Genomic DNA, 20,298 nt, shown 5'->3' with positions numbered 1-20,298 from the left:
GGTGCTCTCAGGCCGGCGCGCCGGCCGTTGCCTCCGCGTCGACTGCCAGTCGGATCACTCCGTAGTTCCACCCGCGCCGACGATAGACCACGGAGGGCCGGTTGCACGCGGCGTCGACGAAGAGGAAGAAGTCGTGACCGACGAGTTCCATCTCGTAGAGCGCCTGGTCGATGGTCATCGGCCGGGCCTCGTGGTCTTTCGTGCGGATCACCACCGGGCTGTCCGCGAGCGCCTCGGCGCCCTCCGGCAGGTTGGCCCAGTCCATGCTCTCGGCGAAGCCGTCGATCTCGTCCGCAGCGTCTTCGAGAGGGTCGCGGGTCTTCGGGGCAACACCGCTCGGGGTGCCGGCGGCGCTCTCGCCCGGGCGCTCGGCCAGCGCGATACCGGCCGGGGCCACCGCGGCGCCGGCCCGGCCACCTTCACCCGAGGCCCCGAGGCCGCGCACCGTGGCGGGGGCGTGCCGGCCGTGGTGGACCTTCTTGCGGTCGGCCATGCGCCGGAGCCGCTCGAGCAGCTTGCCGAAGGCGATGTCCAGCGCGGACAGTTCGTCCTGGCCGCAGGCCTCGGCGCGGATCACCGGGCCCCGGTCGCGCACGGTTATCTCGATCCGCTCGCAGTTGCTGCTTTGCCGCGGATTCCGCTCGTGGGACAGCTCGACGTCGATGCGGAAGGCCGTCGGGCTGAGCTGGGACACCTTCTCCAGCTTCTCCTCGGCGATCCGCCGAAACCGGTCCGTAACCTCAACGTGCCGACCAGTAATCACGATGTCCACGAAGAATCCTCCTGTAGCGTTGCTACGCCTCATGTGCCAGACCGAACGGACCGCGATCTCGGAAGGTTCCGAATCGAACCGGAATCGGCCCGGAAATGGCACGGGCGCCAGTGCAATGACGGGGAAATCGCTGGGCGTTGAAGCCAGCTACTTCTTGACATCCTCCTTCCTGCTTTCCGCGCCGAAATCAGCGTGGAGGGCGGAAGTGGCGGCCCGACGGCCGCCGTGCGTCGAGATTAGAGCAGGCGTTCCGATGTGGATACCCCCTGTCCGACGTAATGTCACCGACAAACCGCTGACACCGACCACGTGGGCCCCCTGGGAGGTCAGCGCGCGAGCCGCCTCTGCCGCGGTCGCGCCGGTCGTGACAACGTCATCGACGATGACGCATCCGCGGTGCGGGAGAGCGAGGCGCAGGCCCTCCCGGACGGCAAGTGCACCTGCCAGATTGCCGCGCCGGGCCCGCGCGGACAGTTCACCCTGATCGCGGACGTCGCGGCGGTGCCTGAGCACCGGGGCGACCTGCGGCGGCGGGCCGAAACCGGCCGCCGACCAGGCCGGGCCGGCCTGCCGGACGGCCCGGCGGGCCAGATCGGCGACCAGGTCGCCACCCCGCCGGCGACGGGCCTCCCTGGACGAGGGGACCGGCACCACCAGCCAGCGGCCGCCGGGTCCGGGAGAGGCTGCCCGGCAGGCCAGGAGGGCCCTGGCCAGGGCTGCGCCGAACGGTTCGGTGAGATCGTGGCGCCCGCGTTCCTTCCAGGCCACCACCAGCCGGGCCGCGGCGCCGCCGTACGTCGTGGCGCCCCAGACACCCCAGCCGGGCGGCCAGCCCACCATTGGCCGGAAGAACGCCGGAGCGCCGAGCAGGCGGCCGCAGGCGGAGCACAACGGCACGTCCGGAGCACCGCACCCGGCACACTCCGCGGGCCAGACCAGCCCCCAGCCCAGTCGCCAGTACACGCCGGCAGAATTCTTTGCTTTCGCTGTGAAAAGCATGATTCCACCCTGGCCCGTCCGGTATCGGCCGACCATCTCCGGCAGCCGAACTGTGGATAAGGACTTCGTTGTGCCTACCTGTGAATGTACGACGCCGGACGGTGATGTTCCCGGGCCCTACGTCCGCAACACACCGGCCTTGCGGCCCGGGCGGAAGAACCCGTCACCCGAATGGCGCAATAAATCGGAGCACCCTCCGAAAGGGAACTTCCCGGAAATGCTTGAGCGAGCAATGAGCAGGTGTTCATCACGGCCCATCACGAACACATCACGGACGGTTCGCAAGAGCAGCACGATCGGTTCGCCTGCACCTATCACGGGAAGATCACGACAGGTTACCGGGTGACGAACGAGGCGGGCCGGACCGCAATACCGGGAACGGCCGCCGGATCGCCGAGGGTCAGCCCGGGAAGGAGGGCCACCGCGCGCTGGAGATCTTCGCCCAGGACGGCCGGGAGCGTCCTTGCGTGCCCTTCTCGGTGCCCACGATCAAGGTGGAGGCGCCATCACCCACCGTGATGGTCTCGGCCCCGGCGACCACCTCGATCGGCTGGATCGTGCCGCCGATCTCCACGATCCACGGCCGGTCGACACCCGCGGAGACCGTCTCGTCATTGGCGTTCGCCGCCGACGGGAGCCGGCGGCCGAGCACCGCGAGGTGCTTCTCGTCCACCCAGGCCACGTCACGCACCGAGACCAGGTCGGGCACGATGCCCTCGGGCTGCGTCAGGCGCACCGGCCGGCCGCTCTCGTCCCGCACGATGCCCGTGAGGAAGACGTGCGGCTCTCCGCGGTCCGTGATGGCCAGTGCTGCCCGGGTGCCGTCCCGGGAGACGCGTAGCGCCTTGACCTGGTAGTCCTTCAGCCAGTCGGCCTCCACGAGCACCCGCCCGTCGTCCGAGGCCGCCTGGGCGACGTCCACCGCCCGGACACCCGACGCGTCCGCCGTCCACAGCCAGCCGCGAGTGTCGAACGAGGGTGCGGTGAAACCGGAACCGGGTAACTGCGTGGTCTTGCCGGAGTCGGCCTCGGAGAAGAGCAGCCGCGACCGGTCGGCGGAGAGCGCGGCGAACCAGCCCCCGTCGTAGGAGACCCCCGGGAACGTCAGCCCGTAGACCGCGTTCAGGGAGTCGAGGTCTTCCAGACCCTTGACCACCTCGTTGCCCTCGACGCCGATCCGCACCACGCGGCCCTTGGCGTCGATGCCGACGGCGGCGCCACCGACCGCCGGGTCCACCACCGGGCGCGGGCCGGACTCCGAGGGGATGTTGTACGACACCCGCTCGACCGTGATCCGCACCGACGAGATGGTGCGCAGCTGACCCAGAGTGGTCTGTAGCTGGGCCAGCATCAACTGCCGCTGGCGGTCGTCGGCGAGCCGGGCGTTACGGGTCAGATCGACGGTCGCGATGCCGTTCGAGACCACCACCGCCGACACGGCCATCTCGGTGCCCGGCGGCACGCTCGTCGCCACCGCGTCGGCCAGCCAGTCCGGCGGTCCCTCCAGCAGCGCGCGCACCAGGGCGGTGGGCAGCTCCGGCGAGCCCGGGGCGCTGGCGAACCAGTGGGTGTCCGGCACCAGGTAGTCGCCGCCGGCGTCGGGGAAGTACACCCAGTACGGTTTGAACGTCACGTTGAAGTCGTTACGGGTGATGAGGATTCCGTCGTCCAGCGTGTTGATGCGCCACTGGCCGCCGCTCTTCACCAGCCCGAAGTAGCGGGGCTCGGTCTTCGAGCCGGGCGGGATCACCTGGTACCGGCCGCTACTGTCGATATGGGCGATCGAGGGAGCCCGGACGACCACCTCGGCGACCTCACGGCCCGGGGCGGCCCCCGCCGCACCGGCGGCCCCGGCGTCGGCGCCCGCCGTCGCCGAGGGCGCGGCCGAGGGGGTGGCCTTCGAATCGTCGCCCTCGGGGAGCTGACGTGTGCTCAGGGTGTCCAGCGAGCGGAACACGGTCACCGAGGTGTCGGGGCGCCAGGCCAGGCGGCGCGCCGGGCTCAGGAAGCTGCGGGCGACGGCGTGGTCGTCGCTGTAACCGGCGCTGGCGGCCAGGAACCCGCGCACCACCTCGACCGGGCTCTGACCCGTCTTCGGGCCCTCGGGCGCCAGCTGGAAGACGCCCTCGAGCGGGTCGTCGTTGATGACGTCGCCGCTGATCACCGGGCCGGTGCGGGGAATGGTCGCGCAACCCGGCAACCCGACCACGGCGACCATGGCGAGAACCAGGGCGGGGACTCGTCCCCAGGCACGGCTCACAGTTGACCCGACTCCAATCCCGGCTCCTCGAGCTGCCCCTCCATCTCGGGCCCCGGGGAGAGCATCGGCAGCGAACCGGTGTCCGTGCCCAGATGCGGGACCAGCGGCAGCGGGGACCCGACCAGCAGCGCCCCGACCTGCTTGGGCAGGGTCAGACGGAACACCGCCCCGACCCCCGGCTCACCCCAGACCTGGAGCCAGCCCCCGTGCAGGTGGGCGTCTTCCTGCGAGATCGACAGTCCCAGACCGGTGCCCCCGGTGGTGCGCGCACGCGCCGGGTCGGCGCGCCAGAACCGGTTGAACACCATGCTCAGCTCTTCCGAGCTGAGGCCCACCCCGTGGTCGCGCACGGCGATGGCCACCGCATCGGTGGACTCGGCCACCTGCACCTCGATCGGCCGGCCCTCACCGTGCTCGATCGCGTTGCCGACCAGGTTGCGCACCACCCGCTCGACCCGGCGGGAGTCCACCTGGGCCAGGCAGGGCTGCAGGGAGAGCTGGAGCACGATCGTGCTGCCCTTGCGCTCGGCGAGCGGCACCAGGTTGTCGACGACCCGCTCGGCCAGCTCGCGCACGTCCACCGACTCGACGTCCAGCACCGCGGCCCCGGCGTCGAACCGGCTGATCTCCAGCAGGTCACCGAGCAGGGACTCGAACCGGTCGAGCTGGGTCTGCAGCAGTTCGGCACTGCGCCGCAGCACCGGGTCGCCGAGCTCGTCCCGGCTCTCGTGGATGACCTCGCTGGCCATCCGGATGGTGGTGAGCGGGGTGCGCAGCTCGTGCGAGACGTCGGAGACGAAACGCCGCTGCACCCGGGAGAGCTCTTCGAGCTGGTGGATCTGCCGTTCCAGGCCGGCCGCCATACCGTTGAACGCCCGCCCCAGACGGGCGATGTCGTCCTGACCCCGGACCTTCATGCGCATGTCCAGGCGGCCGGACGCCAGCTGCTCGGCGGTCTTCGCGGCCTGCCGGATGGGCGTCACCACCTGCCGGGTGATCACGTAGGCCACACCGCCGACCAGCAGCACCAGACCCAGCCCGGAGGGCAGCAGCGTGCGCCTCACCAGGTCGAGGATCTGCGTCTCGCGCTCCAGCGGGAAGACGAAGTAGAGCTCGTAGTCGCCGGACAGCGGCACGTCGATGATGGTGCCGACGGCCAGGGCCGGCACCTCCTCGCCGTTCAGCGGCATGGTGGTGATCTGCGACTGCTGGCGGCCGCGGGAGTTCACCGCGTCGCGCAGCGTCTGCGGGATCACGTTCAGCGGGACGCCGGGGGTGGCCCGGTCTTTCAGTTCGGTCGGCTGCGTGGACCGCTGCGCCCGGCGCAGGATCACCTCGCGGCTGTCCGTGCCCTCCGGCCCCTGCAACTGGGCCAGGAGGTCGTTGATGTCGCTCTCCTGGCGCGTGCTGTCCGGGTAGTCGGTGGCCGCCAGGACGGTGTTGGCCTCCTCGGTCAGGCTCGCCGCCTCGGCCGTGGCCGTCTCGGTGCGGGAGTCGATCAGACCGTCCCGGATCCGCATCAGCAGGAAGTTGCCGACCACCAGCACCACGCCCAGGCCGAGCAGCATGGTGGTGGCGACCACGCGCAACCGCATCGACCGGCTCCACCGCCGCCGGATCTTCTTGAGCAGCTTCTTGGCACGCCACATCACCCCGTGCCGCACACGCCCGAAGAACCGCCGGGCCCGGCCGACCGGCCCGCGGGGAGCCGGCCGTACGGGAACGGGCGGCTTGGCCGCGGGCCGGCGGACAGCCCTGGCCGGACCCGCCGGCTTCTTGCCCACAGCCGCCGGCTTCGGGGCCGGACCGCTGGACCGCGCCCCGGTGGGCCCGGCCGCGCCGGACTTCGGTGACCCCCCCGCCACCGGTTAGGCCGGCCCGGCCTTGTACCCGACGCCGCGCACGGTGACCACGATCTCCGGCCGCTCGGGGTCTTTCTCGATCTTCGAGCGCAACCGCTGCACGTGGACGTTCACCAGACGGGTGTCGGCCGCGTGCCGGTAGCCCCAGACCTGCTCCAGCAGCACCTCACGGGTGAACACCTGCCAGGGCTTGCGGGCGAGCGCGACCAGCAGGTCGAACTCCAGCGGGGTCAGCGAGATCACCTCAGCGGCGCGACGGACCACGTGACCGGCGACGTCGATGGAGACCTCACCGATCTCCAGGGCCTCCGGGGCCGGCTCGTCGGTTCGCCGCAGCCGCGCCCGAACGCGCGCGACCAGCTCTTTCGGCTTGAAGGGCTTGACCATGTAGTCGTCGGCACCCGACTCCAGGCCCAGCACGACGTCGACCGTGTCGGTCTTCGCCGTCAGCATCACGATCGGGACGCCCGACTCCGCACGGATCAGGCGGCAGACCTCGATGCCGTCCTTGCCCGGCAGCATCAGGTCGAGCAGCACCAGATCAGGACGGGTGGCACGGAACGCCTCCAGTGCCCCTGCGCCGTCCGCGCAGAAAACCGGCTCGAACCCCTCGCCCCGCAGGACGATCCCGAGCATCTCCGACAGTGCATTGTCGTCATCGACGACGAGAACCCGGCCTCTCATGGGGGACATCGTGTCAAAGACCGGGGACAAAAAACGAAACGGGCCCGACATGCCAGGATGAACCTCCGGGGCAAGATGGTCATCAGCCCCGTTCGACGCGGTGGGGAAGAGCGAGCAGGAGGGGTTGCCGGGTGTCCGAACAACCAGGTGGCTGGTCGGTTCCCGGTGGCGAACCGGAGAAGCGTCCGGGCTCGTCCTCCGACGATCGATCCGCAGGTCAGCAGGCTGATCAACAGCAACAACAGGGGACGCCCACGGGCTCCGCCCCCGGGTCGCCCCCGTCGGGCTGGGGCTGGGGCGGGAGCCAGGAGCCCCCTCATCCGCAGCAGTCACAGCAGCCGCAGTACCCCCAGCAGCAGCCCGGATATCCCCCGCAGTCCCCGTACCTTCCGCAGCCGGGGTGGAGCGGTCAGGGCCAGGGACAGGCCGGCTACGCGCCGCCTCCGGGCCACGATCAGCACCCGGGCCCGGGTGCTCCGCCCTCCGGCTGGAACGCGGCACCCCCGCAGAACAACGGCTGGGGTGCTCCCCCACCGCAGGGCGGCTGGAACTCCCCCTCCCCGGGTCAGCCCGGCTGGCAGCGGGGTGCGGGCCGGGGCGCGGGCATCATCCCGATGCGCCCGCTGAGCATCGGCGAGATCTACGACGGCGCGATCCGCGCGATCCGCGCCAACCCGCGCACCATGGTCGGGTTCTCCGCGATCATCGGGGCGATCATCATCGCGCTGGGCACGGTGCCGCAGTTGCTGGCCCTCAACGACCTCTTCTCCAACCCGCTGATCACCAGCGACGCCGAGACGCTGGACGCGATGGACTGGGACTCGTTCTACGACCTGTTCGGCGTCCTCGGGGTGACGCTGCTCGTCTCCCTAATCCAGTCGGTGCTCTCCACCACGATCATCACCGGCATGCTCATCGTCGCCGTCGGCGGTGCCGTGCGGGGCGAGACGCTCTCCCCCGGGCAGCTCTGGCAGCGGGCCCGCCACCGCCTCTGGTCCGTGCTCGGCCTGGCGCTGCTCATGGTTCTCGTCGCGCCGCTGTTCATCGGCCTCTGCCTGATCCCGGGCGGCCTGCTGACCTGGGCCGGCGTCTCCGGCGAGAGCGACGGCCTGCTGATCGCCGGCGTCATCGCGCTGCTGGCCGGTGGGCTCGCCGGCGCCCTCACCTACGGCGTGTTCTACCTGGGCTTCTGGTCGGTGGCCGCACCCGCCCTGCTGCTCGAGAACCTCGGTGTCGTCGCTGCACTGCGCCGCTCGGCCCGGCTGGTGCGCGGCTCGTTCTGGCGGGTCTTCGGCATCAGCCTGCTGACCACGGTGATCGCATCCGTGATCACCAAGATCTTCGGGGTGCCGTTCCAGCTCATCGGCAACGTGATCTCCCTCTCGGGCGACTTCGACCTGCGCACCTCGCTGTTCGTGCAGCAGGCGTTCACCGACGTCGGCACGATCCTGGCCGGCGCCGTGGTCTATCCGTTCTCCGCCGGTGCCCTCGCCCTGCTCTACCTCGACCTGCGGATGCGGCGTGAGGGCATGGATGTGGAGATGCTGCGCTCGGAGCAGCCCCGGTGACGTTCCCAGCACCGCCGGCCGAGGTCCCCGTCGAGCCGGACCGCGGGCAGGCCCGGGAGTGGGTCGTCTCCGAGCTGAGCCGCCGGGAGTACCAGGAGGCGCGCCCCGGCCTGATCCAGCGGGTGGTCGACTGGATCCAGGAGAAGTTCCAGGGTGTCCACCCCGGCTTCGAGTCCCCGGTCCAGATCACCGTCACGATCCTCGCCGTACTGCTGGTGGTCGCGGTGGGTCTGGCCCTCTGGCGTTCCGGCGGGATCCGCCGGGGCCACCGGCGGCGTGCGGAGCCGGTGCTGCCGGCCCACGTCACCACCGCCGCGGACCATCGCGCCGCCGCCGACCGGCTCGCCGCGGCCGGCCAGTGGGGCGACGCCGTGCTGGAACGCTTCCGGGCCGTCGCCCGGGAACTCGGCGAGCGTGCGCTGGTACCGGTCTCCCCCGGCGCGACCGCCTTCGAGGTGGCCCGGGACGGCGGTACGGCCCTGCCCGCGCTGGCCGGTGACCTGCGCACGGCGGCCCGGCATTTCGACGACATCTGTTACGGCCACCTGGACCTGACCGACGACCGGGGACGGCAGGCGGACGCGTTCCTGCGTCGGCTGGACGAGCAGGTGCGGGTCGCCCGGGCGACCGCGAGCCTGCCCCGGGACAACAACGCGGCCGAACCGGTGACTTCGCGATGAGCACGGCCGCCGAGGCCCCGACCACGGCCCCGACGCCCCCGAGCCTGCGCCAGGACTCGAAGGAGGCCTGGCGCCGCTGGCGCTGGCCGCTGTGCGTGCTCGCGGTCATCGTCCTCGCGGGCGCTGTGATCGCGCTGAGCGTGCCGGCCGGGGACGACGGCCGGCGGCTGAGTCCCGGCAACGCCGCCCCCGAGGGTGGCCGGGCCCTGGCCCAGGTGCTGGCGCGGCAGGGCGTCGACGTGGTGCGGGCCGACCGCACGGAAGAGGCCACGGGTGCCACCACCTCGGGCAGCACCCTGGTGGTCACCGACACCATGCTGCTCGCGCCCGAGCAGCTGGACCGGCTGGCCCGGGACGACGCGAGCCGGCTGGTCCTGATCGAGCCGGACGAGGTCACCCTGAACGTGCTGGCGCCCCAGGTGCGGGCCGCCGGCTACAGCAACCACACCGACCGGGAGTACGCCGACTGCTCGGTCGGGGCCGCGGTCACCGCCGGGGACATCCGGGGAGGCGGTCATCTCTACGCCCGGTCCGGCGGGGCGACGGAAGGCGGGGTGGCCGTCTGCTACCCGCAGTCCGACTCCGACGGCACCTCGGGGGTGGACAGCAGCACCGAGCGCGGCAGCTACGTGGTGACGGCGGCGAACGGCCGGCAGGTCGTCGTGATCGGCCAGTCCGACCTGCTCACCAATGAGCACCTCGCCGAGAACGGCAACGCGGCCCTGGCCCTGAACACGTTCGGCGCGCAGTCGTCGCTGGTCTGGTACCTGCCCGACCCTCTGGAGGTGGTCGGCGCCGACCAGCGTCCCGTGCTGACCGACCTGCTACCCAGCTGGGTGTTCTGGTCACTGGTCCAGCTGGCCCTCGTGGCCCTGCTGGCGATGGCCTGGCGGGCCCGGCGTTTCGGCCGGCTGGTCGGCGAACCGCTGCCGGTGGTCGTGCGCGCCGCCGAGACCCAGGAGGGCCGGGCCCGGCTGTACCGCCAGGCCGGGGCCCGGGGCCGGGCCGCGGCCACTCTCCGCACCACCAGCCTGCGCCGCCTGGCCACCCGGGTCGCCGCCCCGGGTGGCACCACCCCGCAACAGCTAGTGGTCCTGGTGGCCGCCGCGACCGGCCGGAACCCCTTCGAGGTCGAGCAGACACTGCTCGGCCCGGCGCCGGCGTCCGACGGTGCCCTGGTCGAACTGGCCGACCGGCTGGACGCGCTCGAACGGGCCGCCGGCATGCACAGCACCCCCACCCGTCCCCAGTGACACCGCACGATCTGAGAGGCTCCCCTTCGTGACCGACTACCCGACCACGCAACCGGACACGCACTCGGAGGGCTACTCCCCCTCCGGGACCGGTGACGCCGAGTCCGCCCGGCAGGCCCTGGTGCGGGTCCGCACCGAGGTGGCCAAGGCCGTGGTCGGCCAGGACGAGGCGGTCACCGGTCTGGTGATCGCGCTGCTCTGCCGCGGCCACGTGCTGCTCGAAGGCGTACCTGGAGTAGCGAAGACCCTTCTGGTGCGGTCGCTCTCGGCCGCGTTGCGACTGGACACGAGCCGGGTGCAGTTCACGCCCGACCTGATGCCGGGCGACATCACCGGCTCGCTGGTCTACGACAATCGCAGCGGCGAGTTCTCGTTCCGCGACGGCCCGGTGTTCACCAACCTGCTGCTGGCCGACGAGATCAACCGCACCCCGCCGAAGACCCAGGCAGCCCTGCTGGAGGCGATGGAGGAGCGGCAGGTCACCGTCGACGGCCGGCCCCGCCCGCTGCCCGACCCCTTCGTCGTGGCCGCCACCCAGAACCCGGTCGAGTACGAGGGCACCTACCCGCTGCCCGAGGCCCAGCTCGACCGTTTCCTGCTCAAGGTCACGATGCACCTGCCGCCCCGCGACGTCGAGCTGGAAGTGCTGACCCGGCACGCCGCCGGTTTCGACCCGCGTGACCTGGCCGCCGCCGGGGTGAGCGCCGTGGCCGGCCCGGCCGACCTGGCCGCCGCCACCCGCGCCGTTCGCACCGTGGACGTGAGCCGTGAGGTGATGGGCTACATCGTCGACGTCGTGCAGGCCACCCGCTCGTCGCCGTCCCTGGCCCTGGGGGTGTCCCCCCGGGGCGCCACCGGCCTGCTCAACACCTCGCGGGCCTGGGCGTGGCTCCAGGGCCGGCACTACGTCACCCCCGACGACGTGAAGGCGCTCGCCCCGGCCACCCTGCGGCACCGCATGCAGTTGCGGCCCGAGGCCGAGCTGGAGGGTGTCACCACCGACGGCGTGCTGGACAGCGTGCTCGCCGCCGTCCCCGTCCCCCGCTGACCGGCATGACCATCAGCGGGCGTGCCGTCGTCCTGGCCGCGATCGGCCTGGTGCCGGTCGTGCTGTGGCCGGGCTGGGGATCGCTGCTGGGCTGGGCCGCCCTGTTCGTCGTGGTGGTGCTGCTCGACCTGCTCCTGGCCGGGTCGGCCCGCGCCCTGCGGGTGCACCGGGAGCCGATCGCCACGATCCGGATGGGCACCTCCACCCCGGGCTCGTTCGTGCTGACCAACCCGGGCCGGCGCACCGTGCGGGGTTCCCTGCGCGACGCCTGGCAGCCCTCCGCGGGTGCCACCGGCGAACGGCACCGGGTGAACCTGCCGGCGGGCCAGAGCCGTCGCATCGTCACCACGCTCACGCCCACCCGGCGGGGCGACCGGCAGGCCGGTGACGTGACCGTGCGCAGCTTCGGCCCGCTCGGCATCGCCGCCCGCCAGTACTCCCTGCCCGCCCCCGGGCGCCTGCGGGTGCTGCCGCCCTTCACCTCACGCAAGCACCTGCCCAGCAAGCTGGCCCGGCTGCGGGAACTGGACGGCCGCACCTCTCTGCGGATCCGCGGGCAGGGCACCGAGTTCGACTCGCTGCGCGACTACGTCGGTGGGGACGACGTGCGCTCGATCGACTGGCGCGCCACCGCCCGGCGCGGCGGGGTGGTCGTGCGCACCTGGCGCCCCGAGCGTGACCGCCGGGTGCTGCTCGTGCTCGACACCTCCCGCACCTCCGCGGCCCGGGTCGGCGACGAGCCCCGCCTCGACGCCGCCATGGACGCGGCACTGCTGCTGGCCGCGCTGGCCTCGCGCGCGGGTGACCGGGTGGACCTGCTGGCCATGGACCGCCGGGTGCGGGCGCGCGTCGAGGGTGCCGGCCGCAGTGACCTACTGCCCCAGCTGGTCTCGGCGATGGCGCCGGTCGAGGCCGATCTGGTCGAGGCCGACTGGGCCGCGATCGTGGCGACCGTGCTGGGCCGGATGCCGCAACGCGCTCTCGTGGTGCTGCTGACCCCGTTGGAGGGTGCGGCGATCGAGGAGGGCCTGATGCCGGTGATCGCCCGGCTCTGCTCCCGGCACCGGGTGGTCGTGGCGTCGGTCGCCGATCCGCAGGTGGCCGCGATGGCCGATGGACGCGGCGACGCCTACGCCGTCTACGGCGCGGCCGCCGCCGGGCGCGCGGTCCTGGACCGCGCGGCGACCACGGCCGAGCTGCGCCGGATGGGTGTCGACGTGATCGACGCCTCGCCCGAGGACCTGCCCCCGCAACTGGCCGACCGCTACCTGGCACTCAAAGCGGCGGGCCTGCTGTAGGGGTGACTCTCAGAGCCCGGCGAGGAACTCCAGTACCCGCCCCGTCAGCAGCCCGGCCGCGGCCGGGTCGTACTCACTGAAGCTCGAATCGGCGAAAAGGTGCGCGGAGCCGGGATAGACGAACAGGTCGACGGCGTTCTCGGCCGCGGCGAACTCCTGCGCCGCGGCCAGGTCTCCGGAGTCGGCGAACTCGGGATCGGCGGCCATGCCGTGGATCTGCGCGGGAACACCCGGCCAGGGACCGAACTCCGACGGCGGCACGAAACCACTCAGGAAGAGCGCCCCCTTCGCGCCGGGACGGGTGGCAGCGAGCTGGGCCGTCGGCATCACGCCGAGCGAGAACCCGGCGTACACCAGCTCTTCCGGAAACGCCTGGACCGCCTGCACACCCCGGGCCAGCACCGTGTCGAAGCCCAGCGAGCGCGCGTGGGCCACCCCCGCGTCGACCGATTCGAAGGTCTCGCCCTCGAAAAGGTCTGGTGTGTGCACAGTGTGCCCGGCCGCCCGCAGATCCCCGGCGAACTCCCGGACCCCGGCGGTCAGCCCCAGGGCATGGTGGAACAGCACAACCTCGGCCATCGTCCGCTCCCCTCGAACAGGTGTCCTATCCGGGCTCAGCCTGCCACAGGCCGGACGTCACCGGCCAGTTCGGCGGCCAGGTCACCGGTTTCACCGGCGAGTGCCGCCGTCCGGCCGTAGCGCCAGACGTATCCCAGGAAGACCAGCCAGACCACCGCGCCGATCGTGATGCGCCCCCAGGTCGGCAGCGGCGAGGGGGTCACGAAGGCCTCGACCACGCCGGACACCAGCAGCACCACGACCAGGCCGATCGCGATCGTCACCATCGCCCGACCCTCCTCCCCGACGGCCCGGCCCCGGCTGCGAGGCCCGGGGTCGACCCAGGCCCAGAACACCTTGAGCCCGGCCCCCGCGGCGACGAACACACAGGTCAGCTCGAGCAGACCGTGCGGCAGGATGAGACCGAAGAAGAGATCGAGCCGGTCGTTCGCGGCCATCAGGCCGCCTATCAGCCCGAGGTTCAGCGCGTTCTGGGCCAGCACGTAGACCACGCCGACCCCAGTGATGCCGAGCACGAAGCAGAGTGCGGCCACCCAGGCGTTGTTCGTCCAGACCTGCACGGCGAAGCCGGAGGCCGCGTTCTCCGAGTAGTAGCTCTCGAAGTCGTTCTGCACCAGTTGCTGGATCTGCTGCTCGTTGCCGACCGAGGCCTGCACCTGCGGGGTCACCGCCACCCACCAGCCGAGCGCCAGGGAGACCAGGGCCGAGCCGGCCGCCGCGCCCAGGCTCCACCAGCGCGAGCGGTACACCGCCGCCGGGAAGGACACCGTGAACATCCGGGCGAACTCGCGGGCCGGCGGCTCGTTGCTTCCGGAGATGCGGGTGCGGGCCCGGCCCACGGTGCCGGAGAGGCGGGCCACCAGGGCAGGATCGTGCGAGGAGGAACGGACGACGGACAGGTGCGTCGCGGCCCGCTGGTACAGCAGCACCATCTCGTCCACCTCGGCGCCGGTCAGCCGACGCCGCTTCGTCAGCCGGTCGAGGCTGTTCCAGTCGGCCGAGTGCACGGCGACGAACGCGTCCAGATCCACGGAGCGAGCCTAACCTTGTCGGTGGCACCACGTAGCCTGGCAGTTGTGATCACGGACCCGCTCGCCCCGCTGCCTCCCGGCCAGGACCGGTCGGTCGGTGTCACCGGCCTGGTCGGCGTCGACGAGCTGGATTTCTCGGACGAGCTGATCACCGGTGAGGCGGTGGTCCTGGAGCTGCGTCCCGCCTCGTTCATCACCCGCGCCCTGGCCCTGGTCGCCGACCTGGTGCTCACGGTCACGGTGTTCCTGCTGCTCTACTGGCTGCTCTACGCCACCAGCGGCCCCGTCGACGAGGCCGCGGGCAGCGCGCTCGTGCTGGTCACCGTGCTCGGTGTGGGTGTCGGCATGCCGATCCTGATCGAGACCCTCACCCGGGGTCGTTCTCTGGGCAAGTGGCTGGCCGGCCTGCGGGTGGTGCGCGACGACGGTGGGCCGATCCGGGCCCGGCACGCCCTCATCCGCGGGCTTCTCGCCGTGCTGGAGATCTACTGGTCGGGCGGGTCCATCGCCCTGCTCACCTCGCTGGTGAACAAACGTGGCAAGCGGCTGGGCGATCTGGTGGCCGGCACCTATGTGATCCGCGAGCGCCAGCCCCGCAACCTGCCCCCACAGGTCGCCATGCCGCCGCACCTGGCCCCCTGGGTGCGCAACGCCGATCTGGGCCGCCTGCCCGATCCGCTGGCCCGGGCCAGCCGTGCGTTCCTGGCCCGCGCGCAGCGCCTGGCACCGGAGGCCCGGCACCGTCTGGGATTTTCGCTGGCCGCCCAGGTGGGAGATCTGGTGGCCCCGCCGCCCCCGCCGGGCACCCACCCCGAAGATTTCCTCGCCGCTGTCCTGGCCGAGCGACGCGACCGTGACTACGCCCGCCTCTGGCGCGAGATGGAGCAGCGCCGGGCCCGGTCCAACTCCCGGGCCGCCGCCAGCCCGCTGTCCGCGACCGGTTTCGGGCTACCCGACGGCGACTGAGCCAGCCGGGGACCCGGGCCGGACCGGACCAGGCCGGACCAGGCCGGACCAGGCCGAGGCCAAGCCGGACCAAGCCAGACCAGACCGAGGCCGAGGCCGAGGCGAACCAAACCCGAACCCAACCGGTCTGACCCAGAACCGGGGACGAGCGCGACTGGAGACGAGCGCGACTGGAGGCGACCGGGACCGGAGCGCACCTGCGTCCTCAATCAGTGCGGGTGAACCAAAAGCGCAAGGCGCGCCCACCCCGGCGAGGGGAGGACGCGCCCGGCACTCAGAGCATCAGTAGCGGTACTGCTCCGCCTTGTACGGGCCCTCGACGTGAACGCCGAGGTACTCCGCCTGGCCCTTGGTGAGCTCGGTCAGCTTCACACCGAGCGCGTCCAGGTGCAGACGGGCGACCTTCTCGTCCAGGTGCTTCGGCAGCACGTAGACCTGGGTCTCGTACTCGTCACGCTTGGTGAAGATCTCGATCTGCGCGATGACCTGGTTCGAGAACGAGTTCGACATGACGAAGCTCGGGTGACCGGTGGCGTTGCCCAGGTTCAGCAGGCGTCCCTCGGAGAGCACGATGATCGAGGTGCCGTCGGTGAAGGTCCACTCGTGGACCTGCGGCTTGATCTCGGTCTTGGTGATGCCGGGGAGCTTGGCCAGGCCGGCCATGTCGATCTCGTTGTCGAAGTGGCCGATGTTGCCGACCACGGCCTTGTCCTTCATCCCCTGCATGTGCTCCGCCGTGATGACGTCGAAGTTGCCGGTGGTGGTGATGAAGAAGTCACCCTGGGACAGGACGTCTTCGATGGTGGTGACCTGATAGCCGTCCATCGCCGCCTGCAGTGCGCAGATCGGGTCGATCTCGGTGACGATGACACGGGCGCCCTGGCCGCGCAGCGACTCCGCGGCCCCCTTGCCGACGTCGCCGTAACCGCAGACCACGGCCACCTTGCCTCCGATGAGGACATCGGTGCCGCGGTTGATGCCGTCGATCAGCGAGTGGCGGATGCCGTACTTGTTGTCGAACTTCGACTTGGTGACCGAGTCGTTGACGTTGATCGCCGGGAAGAGCAGCGTGCCGTTGCGCTGCATCTCGTACAGACGCAGGACACCGGTGGTGGTCTCCTCGGTGACGCCCTTGATGCCGGCGGCGAGCTCGGTGAAGCGGGTCTTCGAGGCCGCGACAGACTTGCGCAGCACCTCGAGGATGACGCCGTACTCCTCGGAGTCGGACTCGGAGATGGCGGGCACGGCGCCGGCCTTCTCGAACTCGACACCCTTGTGGATGAGCAGCGTGACGTCGCCACCGTCGTCGAGGATCATGTTCGGACCCTCGCCGCCGGGCCAGCTGACGATCTGCTCGGTGCACCACCAGTACTCTTCGAGCGTCTCGCCCTTCCAGGCGAAGACCGGCACACCCTGCGGGTTCTCGGGCGTACCGTTCGGGCCCACGACGACGGCCGCGGCGGCGGTGTCCTGCGTGGAGAAGATGTTGCAGGAGGCCCAGCGGACCTGCGCGCCGAGCGCGGTCAGCGTCTCGATCAGAACGGCGGTCTGCACGGTCATGTGCAGGGAGCCGGTGATGCGGGCGCCGGTCAGCGGCTTGCTGTCACCGAACTCGGCCCGCAGGGACATCAGGCCGGGCATCTCGTGCTCGGCGAGGCGCAGCTCGTGGCGGCCGGCCTCGGCCAGGGAGAGGTCAGCGACCTTGTAGTCGAACGTCATTTTCGTCCTTCGGCATCGTCGGATGCGGCTGGAGACAGAGAAAGTCCACAGCGCGGTGATCGGGTCGATGGCATGGCGAGGCAGACCTGGGAAAACCCCGATCTACACGAATCCTTGCCAGACCCCGGCGCGGCCCATCTTGGCCGTCGGCATCACCTACGCCGGAACACTCACCACGATAGCAATCAGGTTACGGAATGGGATCCGCCGGTCCGGTTCATTCGGCCGCGTTCGGCGGATGGCACCACGAGCTCCAGGAGACCGGGGAAATGTTCGTCGAACTCCTCACGCCGCAGCCGGATGGTGCGGCGGGCGCCCTCGTCGCGCTGTTCCAGCAGGCCGGTCTCGCGCAACACGGAGAAGTGATGGCTGAGCGTCGCCTTGCCCACGCCGACGTCGAGCGAGCCGCAGGGCAGTTCCCAGTCCTTCGCCTGCGCGACGCACCGCACGATGGACAGGCGGACCGGGTCGGCCAGGGCGGTGAGCACGGCCTCGATCGTCACGTCACGCGGATGCGTGTGCTGGGGTGGGCGGCGACCGGACATCCCCCCGATCTTAAGGCGTGTATCCCGGCAGGTAACCCGGCTCGGCCGTGGTGGTGGGCAGGAGGGGGCCCAGATCGGCCGACCGGCCGTAACGGGCCCCGTCGTTCGTGCTCGCCACGGCCTGCACGGCCTGGGCCGAGCTGATCACCAGGGCCCCGACCAGGGCCAGCGACACGATGACGACGGCCGCGGCGGTCATCCGGGACCGGCGCGACCAGCGGCCGAACCAGCCGAACCTCTCGGGCCGGGAGGACGCGGCGGACGGCCGCTCGTGACTCCTGGCCTGGTGGGGCAGGACAGGTCGCAGCGTGCGGGGTGCGGGGTCAGCGCGCACGACGGCCTCCGGGCGTGAGATGGACAGCGAGCAGGTTCGGGGTGGAGCTGGGGTGGAACCAGACTGACGCTACCCACCGAAACCGAATCGACGGTCAAATGCCTGCTAGGTCAGCGTTATCGCCGTCCACAGAGTTAACGCACTCCTATGTCAGCAGCTACGGAGCGACAAAAGAGGTGCGGCGCGTCTTTCCTGGCTCCTATCGACCAGGAAAGACGCGCCGCATCTGAGAACTATCTCAGGTGGTGGGCACCCCGTGCGGCCCACCGGACCCGTGGGCAATGTCCGGCTCCAGGAAGATCAGCTTGGCCTCGGGCATCGCGGCCCGCACCCGGACCTCGGCCTCGTTGATCGCCGCCGCCACCTCGACCGCGGACTCGGTCGGGACCACCGCGATCTTGGCCGCCACCATCAGCTCTTCCGGGCCGACGTACAGCGTGCGGATGTGAATGACGCTGTTGACGCCGTCCCCGACCAGCGCCGCTTTGATCCGCTCCACGTCGGCCGGGTCGGCACCCTCACCGACCAGCAGCGACGACGTCTCCGTGGCCAGGATGCCGGCGACGACGATGAGCAGCAGACCGATCATCGCGGTGCCGACCGCGTCCCAGCGGCCGTCTTCGGTGACCAGCGTCATCGAGACACCGAACAGGGCGAAGACCAGACCGGTCAGGGCCGCCGTGTCTTCAAGCAGGACCACCGGCAGTTCCGGGGACTTGGTCTCCCGGATGAACCGCCACCAGTTACGGCCCTCCCGCGACGGGTTGGCCTCCTGGACGGCCGTGCGGAGGCTGAATCCCTCCATCCCGATCGCGACCAGCAGCACCGCGACGGGGACCCACTGCCAGTTCTCGATCGGCTCCGGGTGGGACCACTTGTGGTAGGCCTCGTAGAGTGCGAAGAGCCCGCCGACGCTGAACAGGATCACCGAGACGATGAAGGCGTAGAGGAAGCGCGAACGGCCGTAGCCGAAGGGGTGCTCCTCGTTGGCCTTGCGTTCTGCTCGCCGGCCGCCGACCAGGAGCAGGACCTGGTTGCCGGAGTCGGCCAGCGAGTGGATGCCCTCGGCCAGCATCGAGCTGGACTGGGTCAACCCGAAGGCGACGAACTTGGTGACAGCGATGCCCAGGTTGGCGCTGAGCGCGGCGATGATCGCCTTGGAACCACCCTCGGTGGACATACGTTGAGTTCTCTCCCAGTTGTTTCAGACCTTGAGGCGGGAGCAACCTACTACTTGCCTGCGAATACCGATTTTCGAGCCGCTCTCAGTGAGTGCGATCGCGCAGGTCAGCCACGTGCGGCGAAGTGAGCGGATCGATACCGCCGGCCAGAGCCATGTACACCGACGCGAAGTCGGTGATCGACACCAGGTCGGCGAGTCGTTCCAGAGGGTGACCGGGATCGGCGGCGATCTCGGTGACCCGCACCCCCGCGTCTTCCGCGGTGGCCCGCACGGCGTCGGCGGTGCGGCTGGTCTCCAGCCACGACCCGTCGGGCCGGTCGAGCGTGGGCGCGGCGTCGCGCAGGAGCAACAGGCGCATCTGCGGCGAGGCCGCGGGCGCGTCGTCGAACTCGGGGTCGGCGAAGATGTCGGCCGACGGGCGCTTGGCCAGCGGGCCGTCGAAGGTCGCGACCACGTCACCGGCGTCGTCGGGCAGGGCGCCCCGCATGGCCGGGACCCGCGCGGTGCGGGCCAGCATGGAGACGGCCCGCAGCGCGGCCACACCGGTCACGTCGCCGTCGCCCAGCACCACCGGCACGACCCCGGACAGCTCCAGGGCCAGGGACTTCGCCGGGTTGACGAACGCTTCGGAAGACGGGCGGTACTTGTCGGCCTGCGCGTCCAGCCGGTCGGCGACCCGCTCCAGCACCTCGTGGGAGGCGTCGGTGAGACCGAGCTCGTGCGCCACCGTGATCACCGGCACGGCCAGCGACCACAGACCCATGCGGGACGCGCGGGCGGCCGGGGTCTCGTTGCGCTGCACGGCGACGTGCACGCCACCGGTGCGCTCCGAGACCTCGGCGAGCGGGGACCTCGGCGCGCCGACGGTGAGCAGACGGCAACCACGACGGGCGGCTTCCGCGGCGAGCCCGAGCGGACCCGGGGCCCGGCCGGACATCGACACCGCGACGACCAGGTCGAGCGGGCCGACCCAGCCCGGCAGCGGCAGACCCCGCCGCACCGACACCGGTACCGGGGCACCGCTGCCGGCCAGCAGGATCAGGACGTCACCGACGACGGCCGAGCCGCCGAGGCTGGCCACGACCACTGCCCGCGGACGACCGTCGGAGACGATCTTCTGGATACCGGCCTCGGCCGTGGCCGAGAGGGCCATCCGGACCTGGGCCCCGGCCATCGCCAGCGCCCGCAGGCTGCCGGAAGGGTCCGCCGAGGCCAGGCCGTCGGGGTCGTCGAGCAACTGTTCGTCGAGTGCCATCGTGCCGTTTCTTCGTAGCGGACGAAACAACAGAGTTTCGGAGCGGACGAAAGGAGCTGTCAGGAGCGCGTTCGCGCCTCGTCGACCAGCAGCACCGGAATGCCGTCGTCGATGCGGTAGGCCAGTGAGCAGCCCGTGCACTGCAGCTCTGGGGTGGAGTCGGGCCCCTGGCCGTCGGCCAGGGCCGAACGGCAGCTCGGGCAGCGGAGGATCTCCCGCAGCCAGGATTCGATAGCGGTCACCGGGTCATCCTCGCGCATCC

19 protein-coding genes are annotated in these 20,298 nt (G+C 71.2%); 6 read left to right on the top strand and 13 right to left on the bottom strand.

All coding sequences use genetic code 11. The annotated features are described in order from the left end of the window. Positions 1-7: 7 nt before the first annotated feature. From hpf to mtrA, 5 genes are all read right to left on the bottom strand, one after another. Complete coding sequence (hpf, locus tag LR393_RS17005; RefSeq protein WP_231484919.1) at positions 8-772, bottom strand: ribosome hibernation-promoting factor, HPF/YfiA family; 765 nt, start codon at positions 770-772, stop codon at positions 8-10. A gap of 147 nt (positions 773-919) precedes the next feature. Beyond that, positions 920-1,735 (bottom strand): ComF family protein, encoded by an 816-nt coding sequence (locus LR393_RS17000; protein ID WP_231484918.1) that lies wholly within the window; start codon positions 1,733-1,735, stop codon positions 920-922. 436 nt (positions 1,736-2,171) lie between these two features. Beyond that, positions 2,172-4,031: an LpqB family beta-propeller domain-containing protein gene (locus LR393_RS16995; protein WP_231484917.1), complete on the bottom strand. Its 1,860-nt coding sequence runs from the start codon at positions 4,029-4,031 to the stop codon at positions 2,172-2,174. Continuing rightward, entirely contained in the window at positions 4,028-5,815 is a 1,788-nt protein-coding gene (gene mtrB, locus LR393_RS16990; RefSeq protein ID WP_231484916.1) for an MtrAB system histidine kinase MtrB, read from the bottom strand. The genes LR393_RS16995 and mtrB overlap by 4 nt, the downstream gene beginning before the upstream one ends. 84 nt (positions 5,816-5,899) lie before the next feature. Next, a complete protein-coding gene (mtrA, locus tag LR393_RS16985) occupies positions 5,900-6,577 on the bottom strand; it encodes an MtrAB system response regulator MtrA (RefSeq protein ID WP_231484915.1) in 678 nt (225 codons plus the stop codon). Positions 6,578-6,708: 131 nt separating this feature from the next. Here mtrA and LR393_RS16980 point away from each other — a divergent pair, with 131 nt between their 5' ends. The 5 genes from LR393_RS16980 to LR393_RS16960 all read left to right on the top strand — a co-directional run bounded on the left by LR393_RS16980 (position 6,709) and on the right by LR393_RS16960 (position 12,424). Then, positions 6,709-8,145, top strand: coding sequence for a DUF7847 domain-containing protein (locus LR393_RS16980; protein WP_231484914.1), 1,437 nt, complete (start codon positions 6,709-6,711; stop codon positions 8,143-8,145). Then, positions 8,142-8,825, top strand: a complete 684-nt coding sequence (locus LR393_RS36485) for a DUF4129 domain-containing protein (protein ID WP_231484913.1) — start codon at positions 8,142-8,144, stop codon at positions 8,823-8,825. The genes LR393_RS16980 and LR393_RS36485 overlap by 4 nt, the downstream gene beginning before the upstream one ends. Further along, the gene (locus LR393_RS16970) at positions 8,822-10,078 is read left to right on the top strand and encodes a DUF4350 domain-containing protein (protein WP_231484912.1); all 1,257 of its coding nucleotides are present in this window, start codon (positions 8,822-8,824) and stop codon (positions 10,076-10,078) included. Before LR393_RS36485 ends, LR393_RS16970 begins: the two co-directional genes overlap by 4 nt. Positions 10,079-10,196: 118 nt before the next feature. After that, positions 10,197-11,126: an AAA family ATPase gene (locus LR393_RS16965; protein WP_269327407.1), complete on the top strand. Its 930-nt coding sequence runs from the start codon at positions 10,197-10,199 to the stop codon at positions 11,124-11,126. Positions 11,127-11,131: 5 nt separating this feature from the next. Beyond that, positions 11,132-12,424: a DUF58 domain-containing protein gene (locus tag LR393_RS16960; protein ID WP_231484910.1), complete on the top strand. Its 1,293-nt coding sequence runs from the start codon at positions 11,132-11,134 to the stop codon at positions 12,422-12,424. Between the two features lie 9 nt (positions 12,425-12,433). Here LR393_RS16960 and LR393_RS16955 read toward each other — a convergent pair whose 3' ends face one another. Together LR393_RS16955 and LR393_RS16950 are read right to left on the bottom strand one after the other, a co-directional pair. Continuing rightward, positions 12,434-13,003 carry a dienelactone hydrolase family protein gene (locus LR393_RS16955; protein WP_231484909.1) on the bottom strand — a complete coding sequence of 190 codons (570 nt, stop codon included), beginning with the start codon at positions 13,001-13,003 and terminating at the stop codon, positions 12,434-12,436. A gap of 35 nt (positions 13,004-13,038) precedes the next feature. Then, on the bottom strand, positions 13,039-14,034 hold the full coding sequence (locus tag LR393_RS16950; RefSeq protein ID WP_231484908.1) for a stage II sporulation protein M: 996 nt from the start codon (positions 14,032-14,034) through the stop codon (positions 13,039-13,041). Positions 14,035-14,079: 45 nt separating this feature from the next. Between LR393_RS16950 and LR393_RS16945 the strand changes: the two genes are divergently transcribed. Continuing rightward, positions 14,080-15,000: an RDD family protein gene (locus LR393_RS16945; RefSeq protein ID WP_231484907.1), complete on the top strand. Its 921-nt coding sequence runs from the start codon at positions 14,080-14,082 to the stop codon at positions 14,998-15,000. A 282-nt stretch (positions 15,001-15,282) separates the two neighbouring features. On the opposite strand, the gene ahcY is transcribed toward LR393_RS16945, so the two are convergent. The 6 genes from ahcY to LR393_RS16915 form a co-directional block, all read right to left on the bottom strand. After that, the gene (ahcY, locus tag LR393_RS16940; RefSeq protein ID WP_231484906.1) at positions 15,283-16,719 is read right to left on the bottom strand and encodes an adenosylhomocysteinase; all 1,437 of its coding nucleotides are present in this window, start codon (positions 16,717-16,719) and stop codon (positions 15,283-15,285) included. A gap of 185 nt (positions 16,720-16,904) precedes the next feature. Beyond that, on the bottom strand, positions 16,905-17,264 hold the full coding sequence (locus LR393_RS16935) for an ArsR/SmtB family transcription factor (protein ID WP_231484905.1): 360 nt from the start codon (positions 17,262-17,264) through the stop codon (positions 16,905-16,907). A 10-nt stretch (positions 17,265-17,274) separates the two neighbouring features. After that, the gene (locus tag LR393_RS16930; protein ID WP_231484904.1) at positions 17,275-17,598 is read right to left on the bottom strand and encodes a hypothetical protein; all 324 of its coding nucleotides are present in this window, start codon (positions 17,596-17,598) and stop codon (positions 17,275-17,277) included. Positions 17,599-17,836: 238 nt separating this feature from the next. Beyond that, complete coding sequence (locus LR393_RS16925) at positions 17,837-18,778, bottom strand: cation diffusion facilitator family transporter (protein ID WP_231484903.1); 942 nt, start codon at positions 18,776-18,778, stop codon at positions 17,837-17,839. Positions 18,779-18,863: 85 nt separating this feature from the next. Further along, the gene (locus LR393_RS16920; protein WP_231484902.1) at positions 18,864-20,036 is read right to left on the bottom strand and encodes an SIS domain-containing protein; all 1,173 of its coding nucleotides are present in this window, start codon (positions 20,034-20,036) and stop codon (positions 18,864-18,866) included. Between the two features lie 59 nt (positions 20,037-20,095). Then, positions 20,096-20,296 (bottom strand): Trm112 family protein, encoded by a 201-nt coding sequence (locus tag LR393_RS16915; protein ID WP_345718543.1) that lies wholly within the window; start codon positions 20,294-20,296, stop codon positions 20,096-20,098. Between the last annotated feature and the right edge of the window lie 2 nt (positions 20,297-20,298).

The organism is Kineosporia mesophila (genome assembly GCF_021129235.1).
In the GTDB taxonomy this organism is placed as follows: Bacteria; Actinomycetota; Actinomycetes; order Actinomycetales; family Kineosporiaceae; genus Kineosporia; species Kineosporia mesophila.
This window is presented reverse-complemented; position numbering and strand designations above follow the sequence as displayed.

Coding starts and splice junctions, on each gene's coding strand:
- LR393_RS16960 (WP_231484910.1), top strand. CDS start 11,132: ATGACCATCAGCGGGCGTGCCGTCGTCCTGGCCGCGATCGGCCTGGTG.
- LR393_RS16915 (WP_345718543.1), bottom strand. CDS start 20,296: ATGCGCGAGGATGACCCGGTGACCGCTATCGAATCCTGGCTGCGGGAG.
- LR393_RS16925 (WP_231484903.1), bottom strand. CDS start 18,778: ATGTCCACCGAGGGTGGTTCCAAGGCGATCATCGCCGCGCTCAGCGCC.
- ahcY (WP_231484906.1), bottom strand. CDS start 16,719: ATGACGTTCGACTACAAGGTCGCTGACCTCTCCCTGGCCGAGGCCGGC.
- LR393_RS16920 (WP_231484902.1), bottom strand. CDS start 20,036: ATGGCACTCGACGAACAGTTGCTCGACGACCCCGACGGCCTGGCCTCG.
- LR393_RS16970 (WP_231484912.1), top strand. CDS start 8,822: ATGAGCACGGCCGCCGAGGCCCCGACCACGGCCCCGACGCCCCCGAGC.
- mtrA (WP_231484915.1), bottom strand. CDS start 6,577: ATGAGAGGCCGGGTTCTCGTCGTCGATGACGACAATGCACTGTCGGAG.
- LR393_RS16955 (WP_231484909.1), bottom strand. CDS start 13,003: ATGGCCGAGGTTGTGCTGTTCCACCATGCCCTGGGGCTGACCGCCGGG.
- LR393_RS16935 (WP_231484905.1), bottom strand. CDS start 17,264: ATGTCCGGTCGCCGCCCACCCCAGCACACGCATCCGCGTGACGTGACG.